This is a genomic window from Anaerolineales bacterium (genome assembly GCA_037382465.1).
In the GTDB taxonomy this organism is placed as follows: domain Bacteria; phylum Chloroflexota; class Anaerolineae; order Anaerolineales; family E44-bin32; genus WVZH01.
Map to the genome: position 1 here is coordinate 1 of JARRPX010000061.1, position 15,958 is coordinate 15,958.

14 protein-coding genes are annotated in these 15,958 nt (G+C 58.3%); 8 read left to right on the forward strand and 6 right to left on the reverse strand.

Annotated features, from left to right (window positions below; translation table 11 throughout):
* Nucleotides 1-2,582, forward strand: a 2,582-nt coding sequence (locus tag P8Z34_13670; GenBank protein ID MEJ2551722.1) for a PKD domain-containing protein, incomplete at its 5' end; no start/stop codon positions are given.
* A gap of 77 nt (nucleotides 2,583-2,659) precedes the next feature.
* Here P8Z34_13670 and P8Z34_13675 read toward each other — a convergent pair.
* The 4 genes from P8Z34_13675 to P8Z34_13690 form a co-directional block, all read right to left on the reverse strand.
* A complete protein-coding gene (locus P8Z34_13675; protein ID MEJ2551723.1) occupies nucleotides 2,660-5,839 on the reverse strand; it encodes a DNA polymerase III subunit alpha in 3,180 nt (1,059 codons plus the stop codon).
* Nucleotides 5,840-5,914: 75 nt separating this feature from the next.
* Nucleotides 5,915-7,111, reverse strand: a complete 1,197-nt coding sequence (locus tag P8Z34_13680) for a HAMP domain-containing sensor histidine kinase (protein ID MEJ2551724.1) — start codon at nucleotides 7,109-7,111, stop codon at nucleotides 5,915-5,917.
* Nucleotides 7,098-7,784, reverse strand: coding sequence for a response regulator transcription factor (locus P8Z34_13685; GenBank protein MEJ2551725.1), 687 nt, complete (start codon nucleotides 7,782-7,784; stop codon nucleotides 7,098-7,100). Before P8Z34_13685 ends, P8Z34_13680 begins: the two co-directional genes overlap by 14 nt.
* A 66-nt stretch (nucleotides 7,785-7,850) precedes the next feature.
* Nucleotides 7,851-8,249 (reverse strand): hypothetical protein, encoded by a 399-nt coding sequence (locus P8Z34_13690; protein MEJ2551726.1) that lies wholly within the window; start codon nucleotides 8,247-8,249, stop codon nucleotides 7,851-7,853.
* A 223-nt stretch (nucleotides 8,250-8,472) separates the two neighbouring features.
* On the opposite strand from P8Z34_13690, the gene P8Z34_13695 reads away from it, so the two are divergent.
* Entirely contained in the window at nucleotides 8,473-9,231 is a 759-nt protein-coding gene (locus P8Z34_13695) for a hypothetical protein (GenBank protein MEJ2551727.1), read from the forward strand.
* Between the two features lie 19 nt (nucleotides 9,232-9,250).
* Nucleotides 9,251-9,922, forward strand: coding sequence for a lysophospholipid acyltransferase family protein (locus P8Z34_13700; GenBank protein ID MEJ2551728.1), 672 nt, complete (start codon nucleotides 9,251-9,253; stop codon nucleotides 9,920-9,922).
* Nucleotides 9,923-10,008: 86 nt separating this feature from the next.
* Here P8Z34_13700 and P8Z34_13705 read toward each other — a convergent pair whose 3' ends face one another.
* Entirely contained in the window at nucleotides 10,009-10,806 is a 798-nt protein-coding gene (locus P8Z34_13705; GenBank protein ID MEJ2551729.1) for a hypothetical protein, read from the reverse strand.
* Between the two features lie 100 nt (nucleotides 10,807-10,906).
* Nucleotides 10,907-11,881 (reverse strand): hypothetical protein, encoded by a 975-nt coding sequence (locus P8Z34_13710; protein MEJ2551730.1) that lies wholly within the window; start codon nucleotides 11,879-11,881, stop codon nucleotides 10,907-10,909.
* Nucleotides 11,882-12,036: 155 nt separating this feature from the next.
* On the opposite strand from P8Z34_13710, the gene P8Z34_13715 reads away from it, so the two are divergent.
* From P8Z34_13715 to P8Z34_13735, 5 genes are all read left to right on the forward strand, one after another.
* Nucleotides 12,037-12,819: an MTAP family purine nucleoside phosphorylase gene (locus P8Z34_13715; protein ID MEJ2551731.1), complete on the forward strand. Its 783-nt coding sequence runs from the start codon at nucleotides 12,037-12,039 to the stop codon at nucleotides 12,817-12,819.
* A gap of 32 nt (nucleotides 12,820-12,851) precedes the next feature.
* Complete coding sequence (locus P8Z34_13720; GenBank protein ID MEJ2551732.1) at nucleotides 12,852-14,180, forward strand: amidohydrolase family protein; 1,329 nt, start codon at nucleotides 12,852-12,854, stop codon at nucleotides 14,178-14,180.
* A gap of 67 nt (nucleotides 14,181-14,247) precedes the next feature.
* A complete protein-coding gene (locus P8Z34_13725; protein ID MEJ2551733.1) occupies nucleotides 14,248-14,556 on the forward strand; it encodes a metalloregulator ArsR/SmtB family transcription factor in 309 nt (102 codons plus the stop codon).
* A 61-nt stretch (nucleotides 14,557-14,617) separates the two neighbouring features.
* Nucleotides 14,618-15,508, forward strand: a complete 891-nt coding sequence (arsM, locus tag P8Z34_13730) for an arsenite methyltransferase (GenBank protein ID MEJ2551734.1) — start codon at nucleotides 14,618-14,620, stop codon at nucleotides 15,506-15,508.
* Between the two features lie 106 nt (nucleotides 15,509-15,614).
* Entirely contained in the window at nucleotides 15,615-15,932 is a 318-nt protein-coding gene (locus P8Z34_13735; GenBank protein ID MEJ2551735.1) for a hypothetical protein, read from the forward strand.
* Nucleotides 15,933-15,958 lie beyond the last annotated feature (26 nt).

Here is a 15,958-nt window from a genome sequence, read left to right on the forward strand (position 1 = left end):
CCGACACGCCGACCGATACACCGGTTCCGACCGACACGCCGACCGATACACCGGTCCCGACCGACACGCCGACGAACACGCCGGTTCCGACCGACACGCCGACCGATACACCGGTTCCGACCGACACGCCGACGAACACGCCGGTTCCGACCGACACGCCGACGAACACGCCGGTCCCCACCGACACGCCGACGAACACGCCGGTTCCGACCGACACGCCGACAGACACGCCGCTCCCGACCGACACGCCGACGGACACGCCGGTTCCGACCGACACGCCGACAGACACGCCGGTTCCGACCGACACGCCGACGGACACGCCGGTCCCCACCGACGAGCCGACCGACGAGCCAACCGTCCCGCCTGATCCGGGCGTCTGCCCGATATTCCTGGACTTCGAGACCGACGCAAACGGTGAAGCGCTGCAAGCCGGTACTTTCATCGATGACGAATGGGCCTCACTCGGAATTACGATCACGACCAACAGTCCATCGGCCCATCCCGCGATGATCTTCGACAGCGGTAATCCGACGGGCAACGACGACGATCTCGGAACCCCGAACGAAGACTTCGGTGGTCCGGGCGTTGGCAAGGGTGGCGAGAAAGGCGCACCCGGAGAAAACAGCGTACCGTTGGGCAACGTTTTGATCCTTTCCCAGGACGCCAACCCGAACGATCCGAACGATTATTACGGCGGAGGCACCTTCATCTTCGAGTTCGATCAACCGACGGATGTCTTCGAGATTCACATACTCGATATCGACACGGGCGAACGTGACGGCGTCGTCACGGGCTACGATACCGACGGTAAAGTGGTCGGGCGAGAATGGATCCCCGCCCTCGGCAACAACAGTTTCCAGATCATGCAGCTCGGGTTCGAGAACGTGATACGCTTGAAGGTCAAGATTGAAGCGAGCGGCGCAGTGGCAGGACTCAAATTGTGCCCGAATCAAGAGCCCGGTGATCCTACCGATCCTCCGGATCCGGAACCAAGCGCAACATCAACACCCGAACCGACGGAAGAGCCGACGAACACTCCGACGCCCGAATCCGAACCGGAGGCTACGGCAACACCGCTCGAACCTACACCCACGAAAACACCCGACGACGATCCGGGAAATTACGATCCATCCAAACCCAGACTCTCGATTACCACTTGTCTGGATGAAGAATTTCGATTCCACATTCGAATTCAGAACATTGGCGCGGCAGGTAAATATCGGCTGCTATCTTCCAACGGCGTCATCCTCGGTCCGTGGAATCTGGCGACCGGAGAAGCAGTCAGCGAATATGCAGACGGCACGCCGATCACCACGACCATCGAGGATACTTGGACGGTTCAGTACCGTTATGGATCGAAATGGCGGAATACGTCAGATACGTATGAAACTTCAATCGAAGACCACGTGAGAAAAGAGGATTTCTGCGAATTGGTCAATCCATCGCCGGAACCCAGCCCGATGAACCCCATCGTGATCATTGCGGCTCCGGAGAAGGAATTGAAAGAAGGCGACACGTTCAACGGATCCGGCACCGTTATCGGCGATTTGTCCCAAACCTGGACCGCCGTTGTCGACTACGGTGATGGAAGTGCAGTCGAAACGCTGGTGGCGGCGTCGAATGGAAAGTTCGACCTCGAACACGTCTACGGCGATAATGGGGAATACGACCTCACAGTCACGGTCAGTGATGACGACGGCAATGAAGCCTCAAAATCCGCCGTTATTACCATCAAGAACGTTTCGCCGGATTTGAATTTCCAGGGCCACACATCGTTCAAATCCTGCCGACGCATCGATAAATTCCTCAACTTCGATTTCAAGTGGCGGGTATGTTCCGACGTCATCGTGACCTACGCACGAGTAGGTGAGGAGAAAGTCTTCACTACGACGGTAGTTGACCCCGGTTCCGACGACGTCAACTACACTTGGAGCAGCGGCGTGGAGGTCACCTACTTCAACAACGGCATTTCGGCCGATCCTCCTGCCAGCGCGATGGGCATTTTCCCCTTCAGCGTCACCGACGAGACGACGTTCGTCTTCAATGAACCGGGCTGGCATCGACTCACACTCACCGTCAGCGACGATGATGGCGGCACCGTCACCCGAAAGATCAAGGTGTTCGTGCTGCAAGGGGCTCCTTGTGCCCAGGGATTGGGATACTGGAAACATCACCTTTCCCCATACAATCGAAGGTACAACCGGAATTTATTCCACAGCGCGAAGTTGAAGTCTTACCTGGGCGTCATCAATGCCTATTCTTCCGTGTTCTCGGAGCAAATCTCATTGAAGACTCTCGATCGTGCCTATGACGTCCTGCGCTTCAAGAACAGCGAACTTCGTGCAAAAGCGAATGCGCATCTCCTGACGGCCTGGTTCAACTTCGCCCAGGGTTCGCTGCAATGGAACCAAGCCATCGATTGGGACGGCGACGGCGTAAGCGATGGATCGTTCGCAGAATTGATCAATTATGCGGAAAGCATCTTACTTGATCCGAACGCCTCACATTCACAAATCGAATTGGCGAAGAACATCGCCGAAGGAATCACGCAATACGGACAGAGTATTTGCCACGCACATTAGCATCCTGGAAAATAAAAATCGAAAGAACACGCAAAGGACGATCCGAAAGTGGATCGTCCTTTCTCTTCATGTACGCATTAAGCCGGCTGATGAAGCGCGCCGGAGGCGCCTTTAGCGGGCGTCAATCGTTCCGCGCTTGCGATTCGAAACCAACCTCCTCCCCAATCGTCCGTACACCAACGTCCATACAAACGGAGAGGCTGCCAGTTTTGGATCGCTGTCCGCGGACTTCCGGTTTCCTCATCAAACTGCGCCCGGATAAACGCGTCCCCGTCCCCGAAGAAAAACCCCGATCCACCCGTTCTTCCCGGCAGTTTAAATCCCACCAGGGTCATCGATCTTTCTTCTGCTGCCTGCAAGCCACGCAAAGTGTGAGCATCTCTCAAATCTTCCGAGATCAACTCCAACGGATTAACGCTGACCGGAAATCCCAGGACGCTGCGTTCCCAATCCAACCGTTTTCCGGCCGATTCCTGCTGCGGCGCTTCCTGCTCGCCGAACTCGAACGAAATCTGCCGCGGCGTCCCGGCACGGAATACATCTTCCGCTTCTGCGATCGCCTTCGATCTGCTCTCCGCGAGTCCATCGAGCGCGCCGCCCTGGATGAGGTGCATGATTTCCTTTTGCTGCAGCTCAACACGTCCGATCAAATCGCGCACACTGCTGAATTCCCCCATGGTTCTCTCCCGCCGGATGGACGCAATCGATCGACGGCGTAAATCCCGAATCTGGTCCAATCCCATCCACAATACAGCGTGCAATCGATCCTCGTCCCTTTCAAACTCCAATGTGAAGCGTCGTTCGCTGTGATTTACGTGCGGTGGGCGCACCTGGATCGCCAATCGACGCGCTTCAGCGATGTATATCGCCGGATGATGGTAGCCCCCATGTCCGGCGAGGCGGGCGCATAAAAACGCAGCCGGCCAATGCGCCTTCAGATACGCGGATCGATAGCTGACCATCGCATACGCTGTTGCATGGCCTTGATTGAAGCCGTATCCCGCAAACGCATCGACCTGGTCCCACAGTTGATTTGCCTGGCGCTGCGACATTCCTGGCCCATCCGGCTCCGGCCGCATACACCCGCGAATGAACCGCAAGCGCATGGCCGTCATTTCTTCGGACCGGAACTTGCTCATGCCGCGTCGGAGATGATCCGCTTCTTCCCAGCTCAAATCGGCGATCTCGTGTGCGAGACGCAAGACCTGTTCCTGAAAGATCAGAACGCCCTTCGTGCGCCGCAGAATCGGCTCGAGCGCCGGATGCAGATAACTGACGGGCTCTTCCCCCCGGTAGCGCCGGACGAACGATCGCGCCATGCCGCCCATCGCCGGGCCGGGCTTGAAGAAGGCATTCGCCGTCGCAAGATCTTGAACGTTTCGCGCCTTCAATTGGCGCAGCGTTCGCTGCGCGCCGGCCGATTCGCATTGAAATACACCGATCGTACTGCCGTTCATCAACAGCGCGCCGGTGGCGGCGTCGTCGAGGGGGATCTGATTCAAGTCAAAATCCGGCCGATGGTGCCGGCGCACCAATTCGGCCGCATCGTTGAGCACCGTAAGCGCACGGATACCGAGCAAATCGAGCTTCGGTACACCGATCGCCTCGAGGTCCACATTATTGAACTGCGTGATCAAAAAACCCTTCGAGGCCCATTGCACAGGGAGGTAATCCGTGAGCGGGCCGGGCGTGATCACCACGCCGCCCGGATGCACGCTGAGGTGATGCGGCTGACCGACGAGTCGATAGCCCTGCTGGACGATTTCGCGTTCGAGGGGATCAGACAGCAGCTCCAGCACATCGTCCACACCGCGGCGATCTCGCTTGCGCGGATCGGGATGCCACCTGCGAGGCAGCATGGCCTTCAAGCGGTTGATCCGTTTCTCCTCGAGCCCGAAGGCTTTCGCCGTCTCACCGACTGCGGATCTTGGCTGCATACTGCTGATCGTAGCAACCAGCGCCACGCGATCCGCGCCGAAATGGGTTCGCACGTAGCCGAGGATTTCGTCCCGGCGCCGGCTGCAGAAGTCGAGATCGATGTCAGGTAGGTCTGTCCGCTCCGGATTCAAGAACCGTTCGAAGAGCAGGTCGTGTTCGATCGGGTCTACCGAGGTGATGCCCAGGCAGTACGCGACGAGTGAATTCGCCACGCTGCCACGTGTGCTCACGGGAATTTCCGCGTCGTGCGCAAAGCGCACGATATCGGCCACGATCAGAAACAATGCGGCGTACTCACGAGCCAGAATCACATCCAGCTCATGCTGCAGCCGCTCGCGCACTTCGGTGGAGGGCGCCTCACCAAATCGCTCGATCATCCCTTTCCGTGCTGCAGATTCGAGCATCGTGTCCTTCGTCTCGCCTTTGGGAATTTCGATCGTCGGCCAGATGACCGTCCCTTGCGGCAAAGCCGGTTCACAGCGATGAACGATTTCGGATATGCGCTCCAGCGCCAGTGGATACCTTGCATGGCGTGCGGCCACTTCCTCCCGGGTGAGCCAGTGGAGATCGACCCCCGCATCCCCTCCGTCTGGAAGCGCCGAATCCGGAACCGCATCCAGAGTGCAATTCCGGTCGATCGCCGCAAGTAGCCTCAATCGGGATCGCTCCTGGGGATGCAGCGTGTAAACCGGCTGCGCAGCCACGTACGGCAGGTTCATGCGATCGGCGAGCGCCAGTATGCGATCGGACGAACCGGCGTCGCTGGCAGGATGGATTTCCAATCCCAGGTAACACGCTTCTTTGAAAATCGACTTGAGCCGGTTGAGGTACTGCTGCGCAGCAGCATCCCGCCCATCCGCAATCAACCCGCTTGACCATCCGCTGCGGCCGCCTGCGATGCAGAGAATCCCTTCATTGTAAGCTTCGAGCTGCGCCCACGCGAGCACATCTTTCGATCTATCAGCCGACTGCGGATGTCCCAACAACGATGAAGAAAGCCGGCACAACGAGCGGTACCCTGCCCGATTCATCGCCAGAAGCGTGAGCTGACCGTGGCTCTGGAGATCCTCACGGGAAATCGCCTCAGGCGCGGCCACGTCGAAAGTGATCCCAAGGATAGGCTTAATTCCGGACTCACGGCAGCGCTTCACGAATTGAACGACTCCGAACAGGCCATCCATGTCCGTCAGCGCCAACGATGAAAGACCCTCCGCCGAAGCACGGGCAACCAGGTCCTCGATGCTCGGTGTGGCACGCAGGAGGGAAAATTGAGAATACACGCGCAAATGGGTGAAATCGGAAGATAAGTCTTTATTCATGCCAAGCCGTCAAGGTTCTGCATCTCGAGAATGGGGCTGCGATCGATTCGTGCACGGTAGTCTTCCGGGGATCCATTATCTCATGTCTTGGATCGAAGTAGAATCGTCCAGGGAAAAAGGTCGGTCCGCGTTGAGCGGCAGCAGCACCCGCACGCTCGTTCCCTCGCCGGGCTGGCTTTCGATGTCGATTTTTCCACGATGTGCTTCGACCAATTCTTTGGCTATGGCCAGCCCCAGGCCGCTGCCGGTGGATTCGATCGATTTGTAAAAACGCTCGAAGATGTGCGCCAGATCTTCAGCGGCAATCCCCTCCCCCGTGTCGTGAATGCCGATCTCCAATTGATCCTTTTCCGACAAGCGGCACGTCGCCCGGATGGTATCGCCCGTCGAAGAGTGCCGGATTGCGTTAATGATCAGATTGACCAAAACCGTGCGCATCCGCAGCGGATCGATGTTCACCAGCGGCAGATCGTCGACGATCTCTGTTTTGCAAATTATGCCTTTCTCTTCCGCCTGCGGCCGCAGCGCCGCCATCGTCTCGCCGATCAGAACCGATAAATCCGTCGGCTCTTTTCGTAAGTCCAACGCACCGCTTTCAGCCAGCGCCAGGGTTCGCAGATCTTCGATCAGGCGGCTCATCTGGCGCGTTTCCTCCAGGATGGATTCGAAATGCACATCCTGGCGAGGGTAAACGCCGTCGAGCATTCCCTCGATCCGGCCTTGAATCACCGTGAGCGGCGTGCGCAGTTCATGCGTGACGTTCGCCAACAAATCGCGCCGCTGCGATTCATGCTCCTGAAGCTGCGTCGCCATGGCGTTGAACGCATGCGCCAGGGATCGCATTTCAGGGCTTCCTCGTTCCGAAATCCGCACCGAATAATCCCCTTCCGCAATTCGGTCCGATGCGGCAACCATCTGATCGATGGGAGACACGAGACGGAGCAAGGCACGCCCTGCGAAGAAGAAAATGACAGCCAGCGCTCCAATCCCTCCAACGAGCACTCCCACCGGTTTGAAGTCTGGCCAGCCGATTCCCTCCACCAGACCGGACATGAGGTTGATTGTCATCGAACAAGCAAGCGATGTTAATATAAAGGCTCCGATGAGACCTATGATCAACTTGGGCAGAAGGCTCGGATGCTTCCGCCGCATCATGCGGTGAATCGGAGGCCAGGGTTCCTCCTCGGGCCACCACGGCGGCCTGCCCCAATAGGAACGCCGGGCATAACGCATGCGCATGAAATCGGACCGGGAATATTTATCGCGCTTCATCGGAGAAACGGTATCCCACACCGTAAACGGTCAGTATGTAACGCGGTTCGCTGGGATTTGGTTCGATTTTACGGCGGATGTTTTTGATGTGGGCGTCGATGGCGCGCTCGTAGGATTCGATCGCCACACCGTGAATCGACTCGAGCAGTTGAGCGCGCGTGAAAATCCGGCCGGGTTGGCCGGCAAGTTTGGCGAGCAGTTGAAATTCCGTGGGGGTAAGATCGACGTTTCGATCGCCAATCCGCAGCCGCATGCTTCCAGTTTCGAGGGTGACGTCGAGCACCCGGATGACTTCAGGAGTCTCTTCTACGGCTTCCACGCGGCGAAAGACGGCGCGTATGCGCGCCACGAGTTCCTTGGGACTGAACGGCTTGGTCACGTAGTCGTCGGCTCCCAGCTCTAACCCGACGAGTTTATCTGGCTCCTCATCCCGGGCGGTCAACATCACGATGGGCACGTTCGAGTTCCGGCGCACTTTTCGACACACGTCGAGGCCATCCATGTCCGGCAAACCCAAATCGAGCACGATGAGATCCGGTGATTGGCTGCGGACCGCCGCCAGGGCGGATTCACCATCGTAGGCCGCGACGACCGAAAAGCCCGCGTTTTCGAGATAGTCGCGAGCGATTTGCACGATCTTGGGCTCATCATCGACGATCAGCACCGTTTTCACGATAGAAGCCTCCGCGCGGGGATGCGCACGAAGCATATCCCCACGCGTCCATTATAGGGCAGAAGATCACTCCTCTGCAGGCGCTTCGTCGTCTGCGGCCATCTCGTGGAGATGGCGGTGCCACGAGCGAACCATGGGAGGGACGCCCTCCTCCCAATCCATGCGGCGCCAATGTCTCGGTCCATATCCACGCCAATGCCTGCGTGCACCCCAAAATCCGATCCCGAAAATCGGGAACAGAATCAAGGGAATCGCAATCTTCAGCAGAAACATGAAGCCGATTACGGCGATGGCAACACCCAGCAGCGGCGGGAAGTAACCGAAGTGCCACGGATGCGCCGGCAGTTCCACGCTTTGATCCGCAGCGGAAGCAGCGCCCAGGTTGTATACGTAGAAACCCAGGGCAATCAAACCGCAGACCAGCACCAGAATCCCCACGACGGAAAAGAAAATCCGATTTTTCATTGTAACTACCTCCTTTGGTATTTTGTACTGCGTTGAATTCTGGTCCACGATTGTGAACAGAGTATGAACGAAATGTGGAAGAATGGGGGAGATCCCGTCGAACCGGCAGCGCATCAGAGCAGGCATGCATATAAATGCTGCTTCATCGCATAACCCGATTGCGAAATAAATAAAGTTGGTCTACATTGCGCCTTAAAACCGCGGATTAGCAAGGATGATCGCCGTGAAAAAGACCATGATCTCAAGTTTGCTCATCATTCTGTTGAGTGCTTGTGCACAGGCGACCCCGCCTCCACCCACGGCGACGCCCTCACCTATCCCGCCAACAGCGACGCCGACGGCGACCATCACATTGACACCCACGGCGACCCTCACACCGACACCCACAAATACGCCAACGGAGACCATGTCACCGACGCCAACCGATACTGCGACGCCCACGATCACGCCCACCGAAGAAGCGCCATACGTGACGGCCAACGGCGAAGTGAACTGCCGCTATGGACCGGATGCCGACTACCTGTATGCGTGGGGTCTTTCGGAAGACGACACGGCCTCCCTGGAAGGACGCAACTACGAAGGGACCTGGCTCTACGTCCAACCCCACGACACGGATTGGACCTGTTGGGTCGCCGCTTCGACCGTCACGGCGTCCGTCGACATCGAAAGCGTGCCGGTCGTCTACCCCGTGATTTACGTCCATCCGTCCGTTTCAAATCCGAGCGGGGTCAAAGCCACCCGAAGCGGCAGCAGTGTTACCATCAGCTGGAACCCGGCGCCGGATGCCATCGGGTTGGGGTATCTCGTCGAAGCACGCATCTGTACTGGAAGCTATTTGATCGACGTGGTCGAGTCAACAACCAGCACGTCCATCACGCTTACGGATAAAGACGGCTGTTCCGGCGATTCATACGGACAGGTCCGGGTGTTCGATAAACGCGGATACAGCGCACCGTTCAAGATCAAATGGCCCAAGCCATGAAGATCCCCAGCGAGGTCGCATGACGCTGAGCAGACGATTGATCATTGCCTTCTTCAGGATTCTGACCGGCGCCCTCTGCCGCATAGACGACACGCCGCTGCGCAAGGTGCCGCAGCGCGGTCCTTTGATCCTGATCATCAACCACATCAACCTGGTGGAAGTGCCGGTGTTCTACACCCGCCTGCAGCCACGCCCGATCACCGGCTTCGTCGCCGCGTATCGCTGGAAGAGCGCCTTCTTCCGCTGGCTGTTGAACGCCGTGGACGCCATTCCACTGCATCGCGGCACGGCGGACGTGTCCGCCATGCGGGAGGCGCTCGAACGTTTGAAGCGGGGCGCCATCCTGGTGATCGCCCCGGAGGGTACCCGCAGCGAACACGGCAGACTGCAGAGCGCCCACGCCGGCAGCGTGCTTTTGGCGCTGCACAGCGGTGCGCCGATCCAGCCGGTCGTATGCTACGGCAACGAACGCTTCAGCGACAACCTGCACCACCTGCGCAGGACGGAGCTGCACCTGGCGGTGGGGGAAGGTTTTTACCTGAATGCGGGTTCGGGGCGAGTCTCTCAGGACGTTCGCCAGGAAATGTTGGACGAAATGATGTATAAGCTGGCTGCGCTGCTGCCCGCCGAATATCGCGGCGAGTATGCCGATCTCGAACGGGCAAGCGAGAATCACATCCGTTCGATTTGATCCCAGCCAATTCCAACCTACATAAAACACCGCCGGTGCAGCGGAAATCCGGCGGTGTCCTTTTTATCAGAACGATCCGGGTGAAATTATTTTGGCCAGGGTATGGTCACCGGATCGGTGTAGCCGTGCTTTTCGACGGCTTGAACGGTGCCGTTTGAAGGCCGGTCGCAAGTCTGTTCGTCCGTGATCGTGAGGGAATTGGTATCCGTGTGATAAACCATATCGACCAGATACCCATGCAGACAAACCTGAGCTTTGTTGAAGTAGCCGCGATCGTCGTCCAGGGTCATGTTGACTGGCGTCCAGAAGATGACCACGGTATCGCCGTCCCTTTGGGCTCTTACCTTCTCCGGTGGATCGTACAACGTGGATTTCGGCAGGAGATTCATGTAGGTCGTAACGGAGAAGATATCGCCATCCACGTCCACCACGGAGGCCGAAATCCAACAAGCCCAGTGCTGTTTCTCCCAACTCACCCAGAGCCAGCTTCCATCGTAGTTTCGGTTCCAGAGAATGCCCTTGTCCCCGGGGTAGAAATCCCCGGCGTGTAAATATGCCGTCGCAGGACCGTAGCGGCAGTGGGATTGGGTGTTCACCGTCACCTTGGGGAAATCGAAGGTCGGTGTGAGCGTGATCGTGGGAGTGGGTGTGATCGTCGGGGTGAGCGTTTGAGTTGGCGTGAGTGTGATCGTTGGCGTGTACGTCGGTGTGTAGGTCAGCGTCGGCGTCGGTGTGAAGGTCTTCGTGGGTGTATGGGTCGGGGTGGGTGTATCCGTGGCAAAAATCTGCTGCACCTGAGCACACCCACTCAGGCTGAGAGCGATCAAAATGAGTACGAAAAATAACCCGCGCTTTGGAGATCTTTTACCTTTATCCACGATCATCACTACTCCACAGAGAATACCAGGCCGCTTTTCGGAATTGTAGCCAAGGAATACGGCTTTCTCAATGGCCCGTATGGCCTGTATCCAGATCGAAATTACCTCACTCGAACGACCAGGCACAAGCAAAGCCTTGCGGGACGACGAACGGATCGAGATTGTATTCGTCCAGGTAGAGAACCACGGTTTCGGTCTGATACCCGATCGTAATTTCGTACACATCCACGATCGTTACCCCGGTATCGAACGAACCCCGCCGCACATATTCGATTTCTTCACCTTGAGGTCCGAGAAGCAAATCCAGATACGCTCGCTCCAGGGCCGGTCCTTCAAACACATCCCCTCGCCCCACACCGATCGGGTTGTCCCTCGTGTGGCCGTACGTCGGATCCGTGCTTACGGGACACATGTTTTCCATGGGCGTCGGCTCGAAGAATTCGACCGATTCAAGAATCTCTACGGCGATGGACTCCCCGTCGAGCGCCCAACGTTCAAACGGCGCAGCGGCGATGATTTCAAAGGAAGTATCGCCGTGATGATAGGCCACGGCGACAAAACCGATCATTTTCTCGCCAAACATCTCGCCCGCAATATTGATCGCAAATCCCTGCTCATCCCCGATTTGATACGGATAAATACCCGAAGCACTGAACGAATCCATTTCCCCCGATAGATACGAAGCCAAATCGTTTACGGCCTTTCGTAACGTCGTATCGGGCTTCAGGGGGCCTCCCCCCAAGGTGATGATAACTTCGGGAGCGTCGCTCGATAGCATTACTGACCCCGGTTGATACGCACGATAGAATCCCTCGGCCTGGCGATAGCGGAAGCCCCCGTGTTCGATATCTTCGTAATCACCAAGGCTGAAATCGATGGTTGGGATCGCCGTTGGCTCCGGTGTAGCCGTGCGTGTGGGTGGTGAAGTGACTGATGGTGTAGCCTCCGCCGTTTGCGTCGCGTTGGCATCGGCCGAGACCTTCGCTGCCGTGGCGTCGAGATCGGCTTGCGAAGGACCGCATGCGACCAGCGTTATCAATATCAACAAATACTTCGAACCCAATTTGATCGTCGTTCTCATCTGACCCCGCTCCTGTTCCGAAACTGCGCGGATACGCAACAATAGAACACAAAATCCGGATTGGCAAGCACGAACAGAAGACCGAACAAAGCCTTTCCACTTGGTTCAAGATGCAAGCTGTTGTATAAAGAGACAGAGTTCTTGGGGAGGCGCCTGTGACAGTTCGAACGGGATTCATCACCGGCACCGGCTTTTATACGCTGCCGAATATCCAGATGTCAAAAATAATGCGTGTGGCCACGCCTTTCGGTAAAGCCGACGTGCAAATCGCCCGTCTGGAAGGCCAGCAGATCGCCTTCCTCCCCCGCCACGGCGTGAACCACCGGCTTGCACCGGACGAAATTAACTACCGCGCCAACATCTACGCCCTGCACGAACTCGGAGTCGAACGCATCCTTGCAACCAGCGTCTGCGGTTCGCTGATTCCGGACTGGCAGCCCGGCACACTGGTGTTGATCGACCAGTTCCTCAATTTCACAACAGGTCGCCCGGACAGCTTCTACCCGCTGGGCGGAAAGTTGGCCCACGTCGACGTGACCGACCCCTACTGCCCCACCCTGCACGGCGCCATGGCCAGATCGGCCGCGGAACTCGACATCGACCTGCAGCGCGGGGCCACGTACGCCTGTTTCTCCGGGCCGCGATTCGAGACCCGGGCGGAAATCGAGATGGTCCGCCGGCTGGACGGCCATTTGGTCGGGCAAACCAACTACCCCGAATGCGTGCTCGCACGCGAGCTGGCGATGTGCTACGCCACCCTGGGCGTCGTCAGCAATCCGGCGGCGGGTATGGGATCGAGCCTGAGCGCCGGCGAAGTGATGATGAATCTGCAAGGTATGGGGGATAGCATCGGCCGTTTGTTCGAAGGCGTCATTCGCCTGCTGCCCGAGCCGTACGACTGCGCTTGCCGCCACGCGCTCGACGAGGCGTTTCTCTAGATGACTTCCGCCTCAGCTTGAAAGGAAGCGACATGAAACCATCTATCGACCTGCTGATCGAGAACGGTTTGATCGTCACCATGGACGACGCCGACCGGGTCATCGAGGACGGCGCGGTGGCCATCCGGGAGGCCGAAATCATCGACGTCGGAACCACATCCGAACTGCACGCCAGGTACGCGGCGAAGGAGGAAATCGACGCCGGTGAGCACATCGTCATGCCGGGATTGATCAACGCCCATTCCCATCTGGCGATGACCCTGTTCCGCGGCTTCGCCGACGACCTGCCGCTCGACCCGTTTCTGGCGCGGGTGTGGGAGGCGGAAGGCCGCTTCATCCACCCGGATACGGTGACAATCGGCACGCGCCTCGCTTTCGCCGAGATGATCCGCGGCGGCACGACCATGGCGCTGGACATGTACTGGTTTCCGGAAGCTTCGGCGGATGTGGCCAGCGAAACCGGTTTTCGTTTGATCAACGGTCCAATTTTCGTCGATTTCGACGGCCCGGACGGCATTCCCGCAGCCGAGCGTGCACCTCGTGGACGGGAGTTTTTCCAGCGCTACGCGGAAAATCCCTTCGTCCTGCCCTGCGTCCTGCCGCACGGCACCTACACCGTCTCGCCGGATATCCTCAGGCAGGCCTGGGAACTTGTCGTCGAATACGAAGCCCTCTTTCACACCCACGCTTCCGAGACGGCGGGCGAAGTCAGCACGGTGCGCGAGAGATACGGGATGACGCCTCCGCAGCATCTCGATCACCTGGGACTTTTAAGCCCGCGCACCAGCCTGGCGCACTGTGTCCACCTGAGCGACGACGACATCCGGCTCATCGCCGAGCGCGGCGCTGCGGCCGTCCACTGCCCGATTTCCAATCTCAAGATGGGCTCCGGCATCGCTCCGCTGCCCAAGATGCACGCCGCCGGCATCCCCATCGTGCTGGGCACCGACGGCGCGGCGACGGGCAACGATCTGGACATGTGGAAGCAGATGCGCCTCGCCGCCATTCTGCATCGCGGCGTGAATCACGACCCCACCTTCAACTCCGCAGAGAACGTGGTCGCTTGTGCGACACGCCAGGCGGCAGCGGCCTTGGGCATCGGCGACCGATTCGGTTCGCTCGCAGCCGGCAAGTACGCCGACCTGATCCTGATCGATCTCGGCAGCGAACATCTCGTACCGATGTACGACGTGTTCTCGCACCTGGTGTACGCTGTGGGGCGCGAGGACGTGTCCACGGTGATCATCCACGGTCGGCTAGTCATGCGACAGCGCGAGCTGCTGACCATCGACGAAGCCGAAACGGTGGCCCGTACGCGCGAACTGGCGGCAGGGTACGCCGAGGCCATGCCGCTTCCATAAGAAGGCGTGATCCCCAACAGGATTTCACCCGCTTGACATATCGAAGTTTATCGATATAATAAACACGATGCCGAAAGAATCGGATTCATTGGACACCGTAACCTTTGCCAAAGCGTTGGCGGACGAAACCCGCCAGCGGATCATGGCATTCTGCTGCTGTCAGGCCAGAAGCGTGAACGAGATCGTGGAGGCGCTCGACGTCACCCAGCCTACTGTTTCGCACCATCTGGCGATCCTGCGCAACGCCAACCTGGTCAACGTCAGACGCAAAGGCAAGCAGGTGTTCTACGAACTCAACCAGGGGCGTCTGGCCGACGCGTGCTGCGTCGTGGCAGTCACATTCGCCCCTGAGCATCCTGTGGAGGTGAAAGAGTGATCCATATTTTTTTAGGATGTAACATCGAAATATGTAAATACGTCGATAAGGAGAGTGTACGATGAATAACAAGCAGAAAACGTCCGAAACGAGCAACATCCGCAGCAAGGTTCGTGAACATTACGGCAACTTTGCCGTGAAGTTCGATCCCCAGAGTGCAGGAGGATGCTGCGGATCGAGCGCCGGCAACGAATCGATTCAACTTTCGATCTATGAAACCCCGGATGTCGACAGCCTCCCCGTCGACGTCACGGGGATCTCGGCGGGCTGCGGGGATCCGGTCACGCTGGCGTCGTTAAGGCCCGGGGAAACCGTGCTCGACCTCGGCTCGGGAGGCGGCATCGATTGTTTCCTCGCCGCCCGGAAGGTGGGCGAAAGCGGCAAGGTGATCGGTGTGGACATGACCCCCGAGATGCTCGATAGAGCCCGGGCGAACAAGGCCAAGATCGGGGCGGAAAACGTCGAATTCCGCCTGGGAGAGATCGAGCACCTCCCCGTCGCAGACGACAGCGTGGACGTGATTCTCTCGAACTGCGTCATCAATCTCAGCCCCGACAAGCCCGCCGTGTTCCGTGAAACGTTCCGCGTGCTCAAACCGGGCGGGCGTTTCGCCGTAACCGACATCGTCACGGATGGACCGCTGCCCGAAGTCATCCGCGAGAATCTGGCTGCCTGGTACGGCTGTGTCGCCGGCGCGCTGGACTATCGCGATTACGTCGCCGCTCTGGAAGCCGCCGGGTTCAGCGACGTGCAGGTATCGCGTGTGGAAATCGGACTCGATCCGGCAGACATTGCCGAAGAACTCGAGAAATACGGCATCGAGCTGCCCGAACCCAAAGACGGGGAGCAGAAGCGTATCGCCATGGTCGATGGCAAACCGGTGGAACTCGACCTCGAGGATTTCAATCCGCCTTTCAGCGCCCGCATCAGTGCTCTGAAGCCGGAAGCCTGATCCGGGAGTAGACCTGAAAATCACCTGCGCGTTTCACCCCCCAAGGGGATGTGCGCGCAGGTGAAAGGCGTTATCGTGGGTATATCCCGATCGCAAGGAGCTCCCCATGGAAAGCTTTCTGGCCTATCCCCTCGAGCCGCAGACGCTGGCCGCCGACAGCGACATGCGCACGCTGGCCCGCTTCCGCCGCACGATGTCCCCCGAAGATCAAGCCGTCCTCGACAAGCTGCTCGCCTCCGTGCAGCATCACTGGCCGGTCCGAAAGGCCAGCGCGCATCTAACGCCCCTGGATTTATTGCTCATGACTATGCTCGTCGAACAGAAAAAAGAGATAAACCGCCTGGCCGACTTGATGCAGGACCATCTCGAAACCACTCGGATTACTGAACAAAATTCCTGCTCCAAGAAACATATTCAGGATTAAACAGTAAATCGCCGCTTGATAAGATT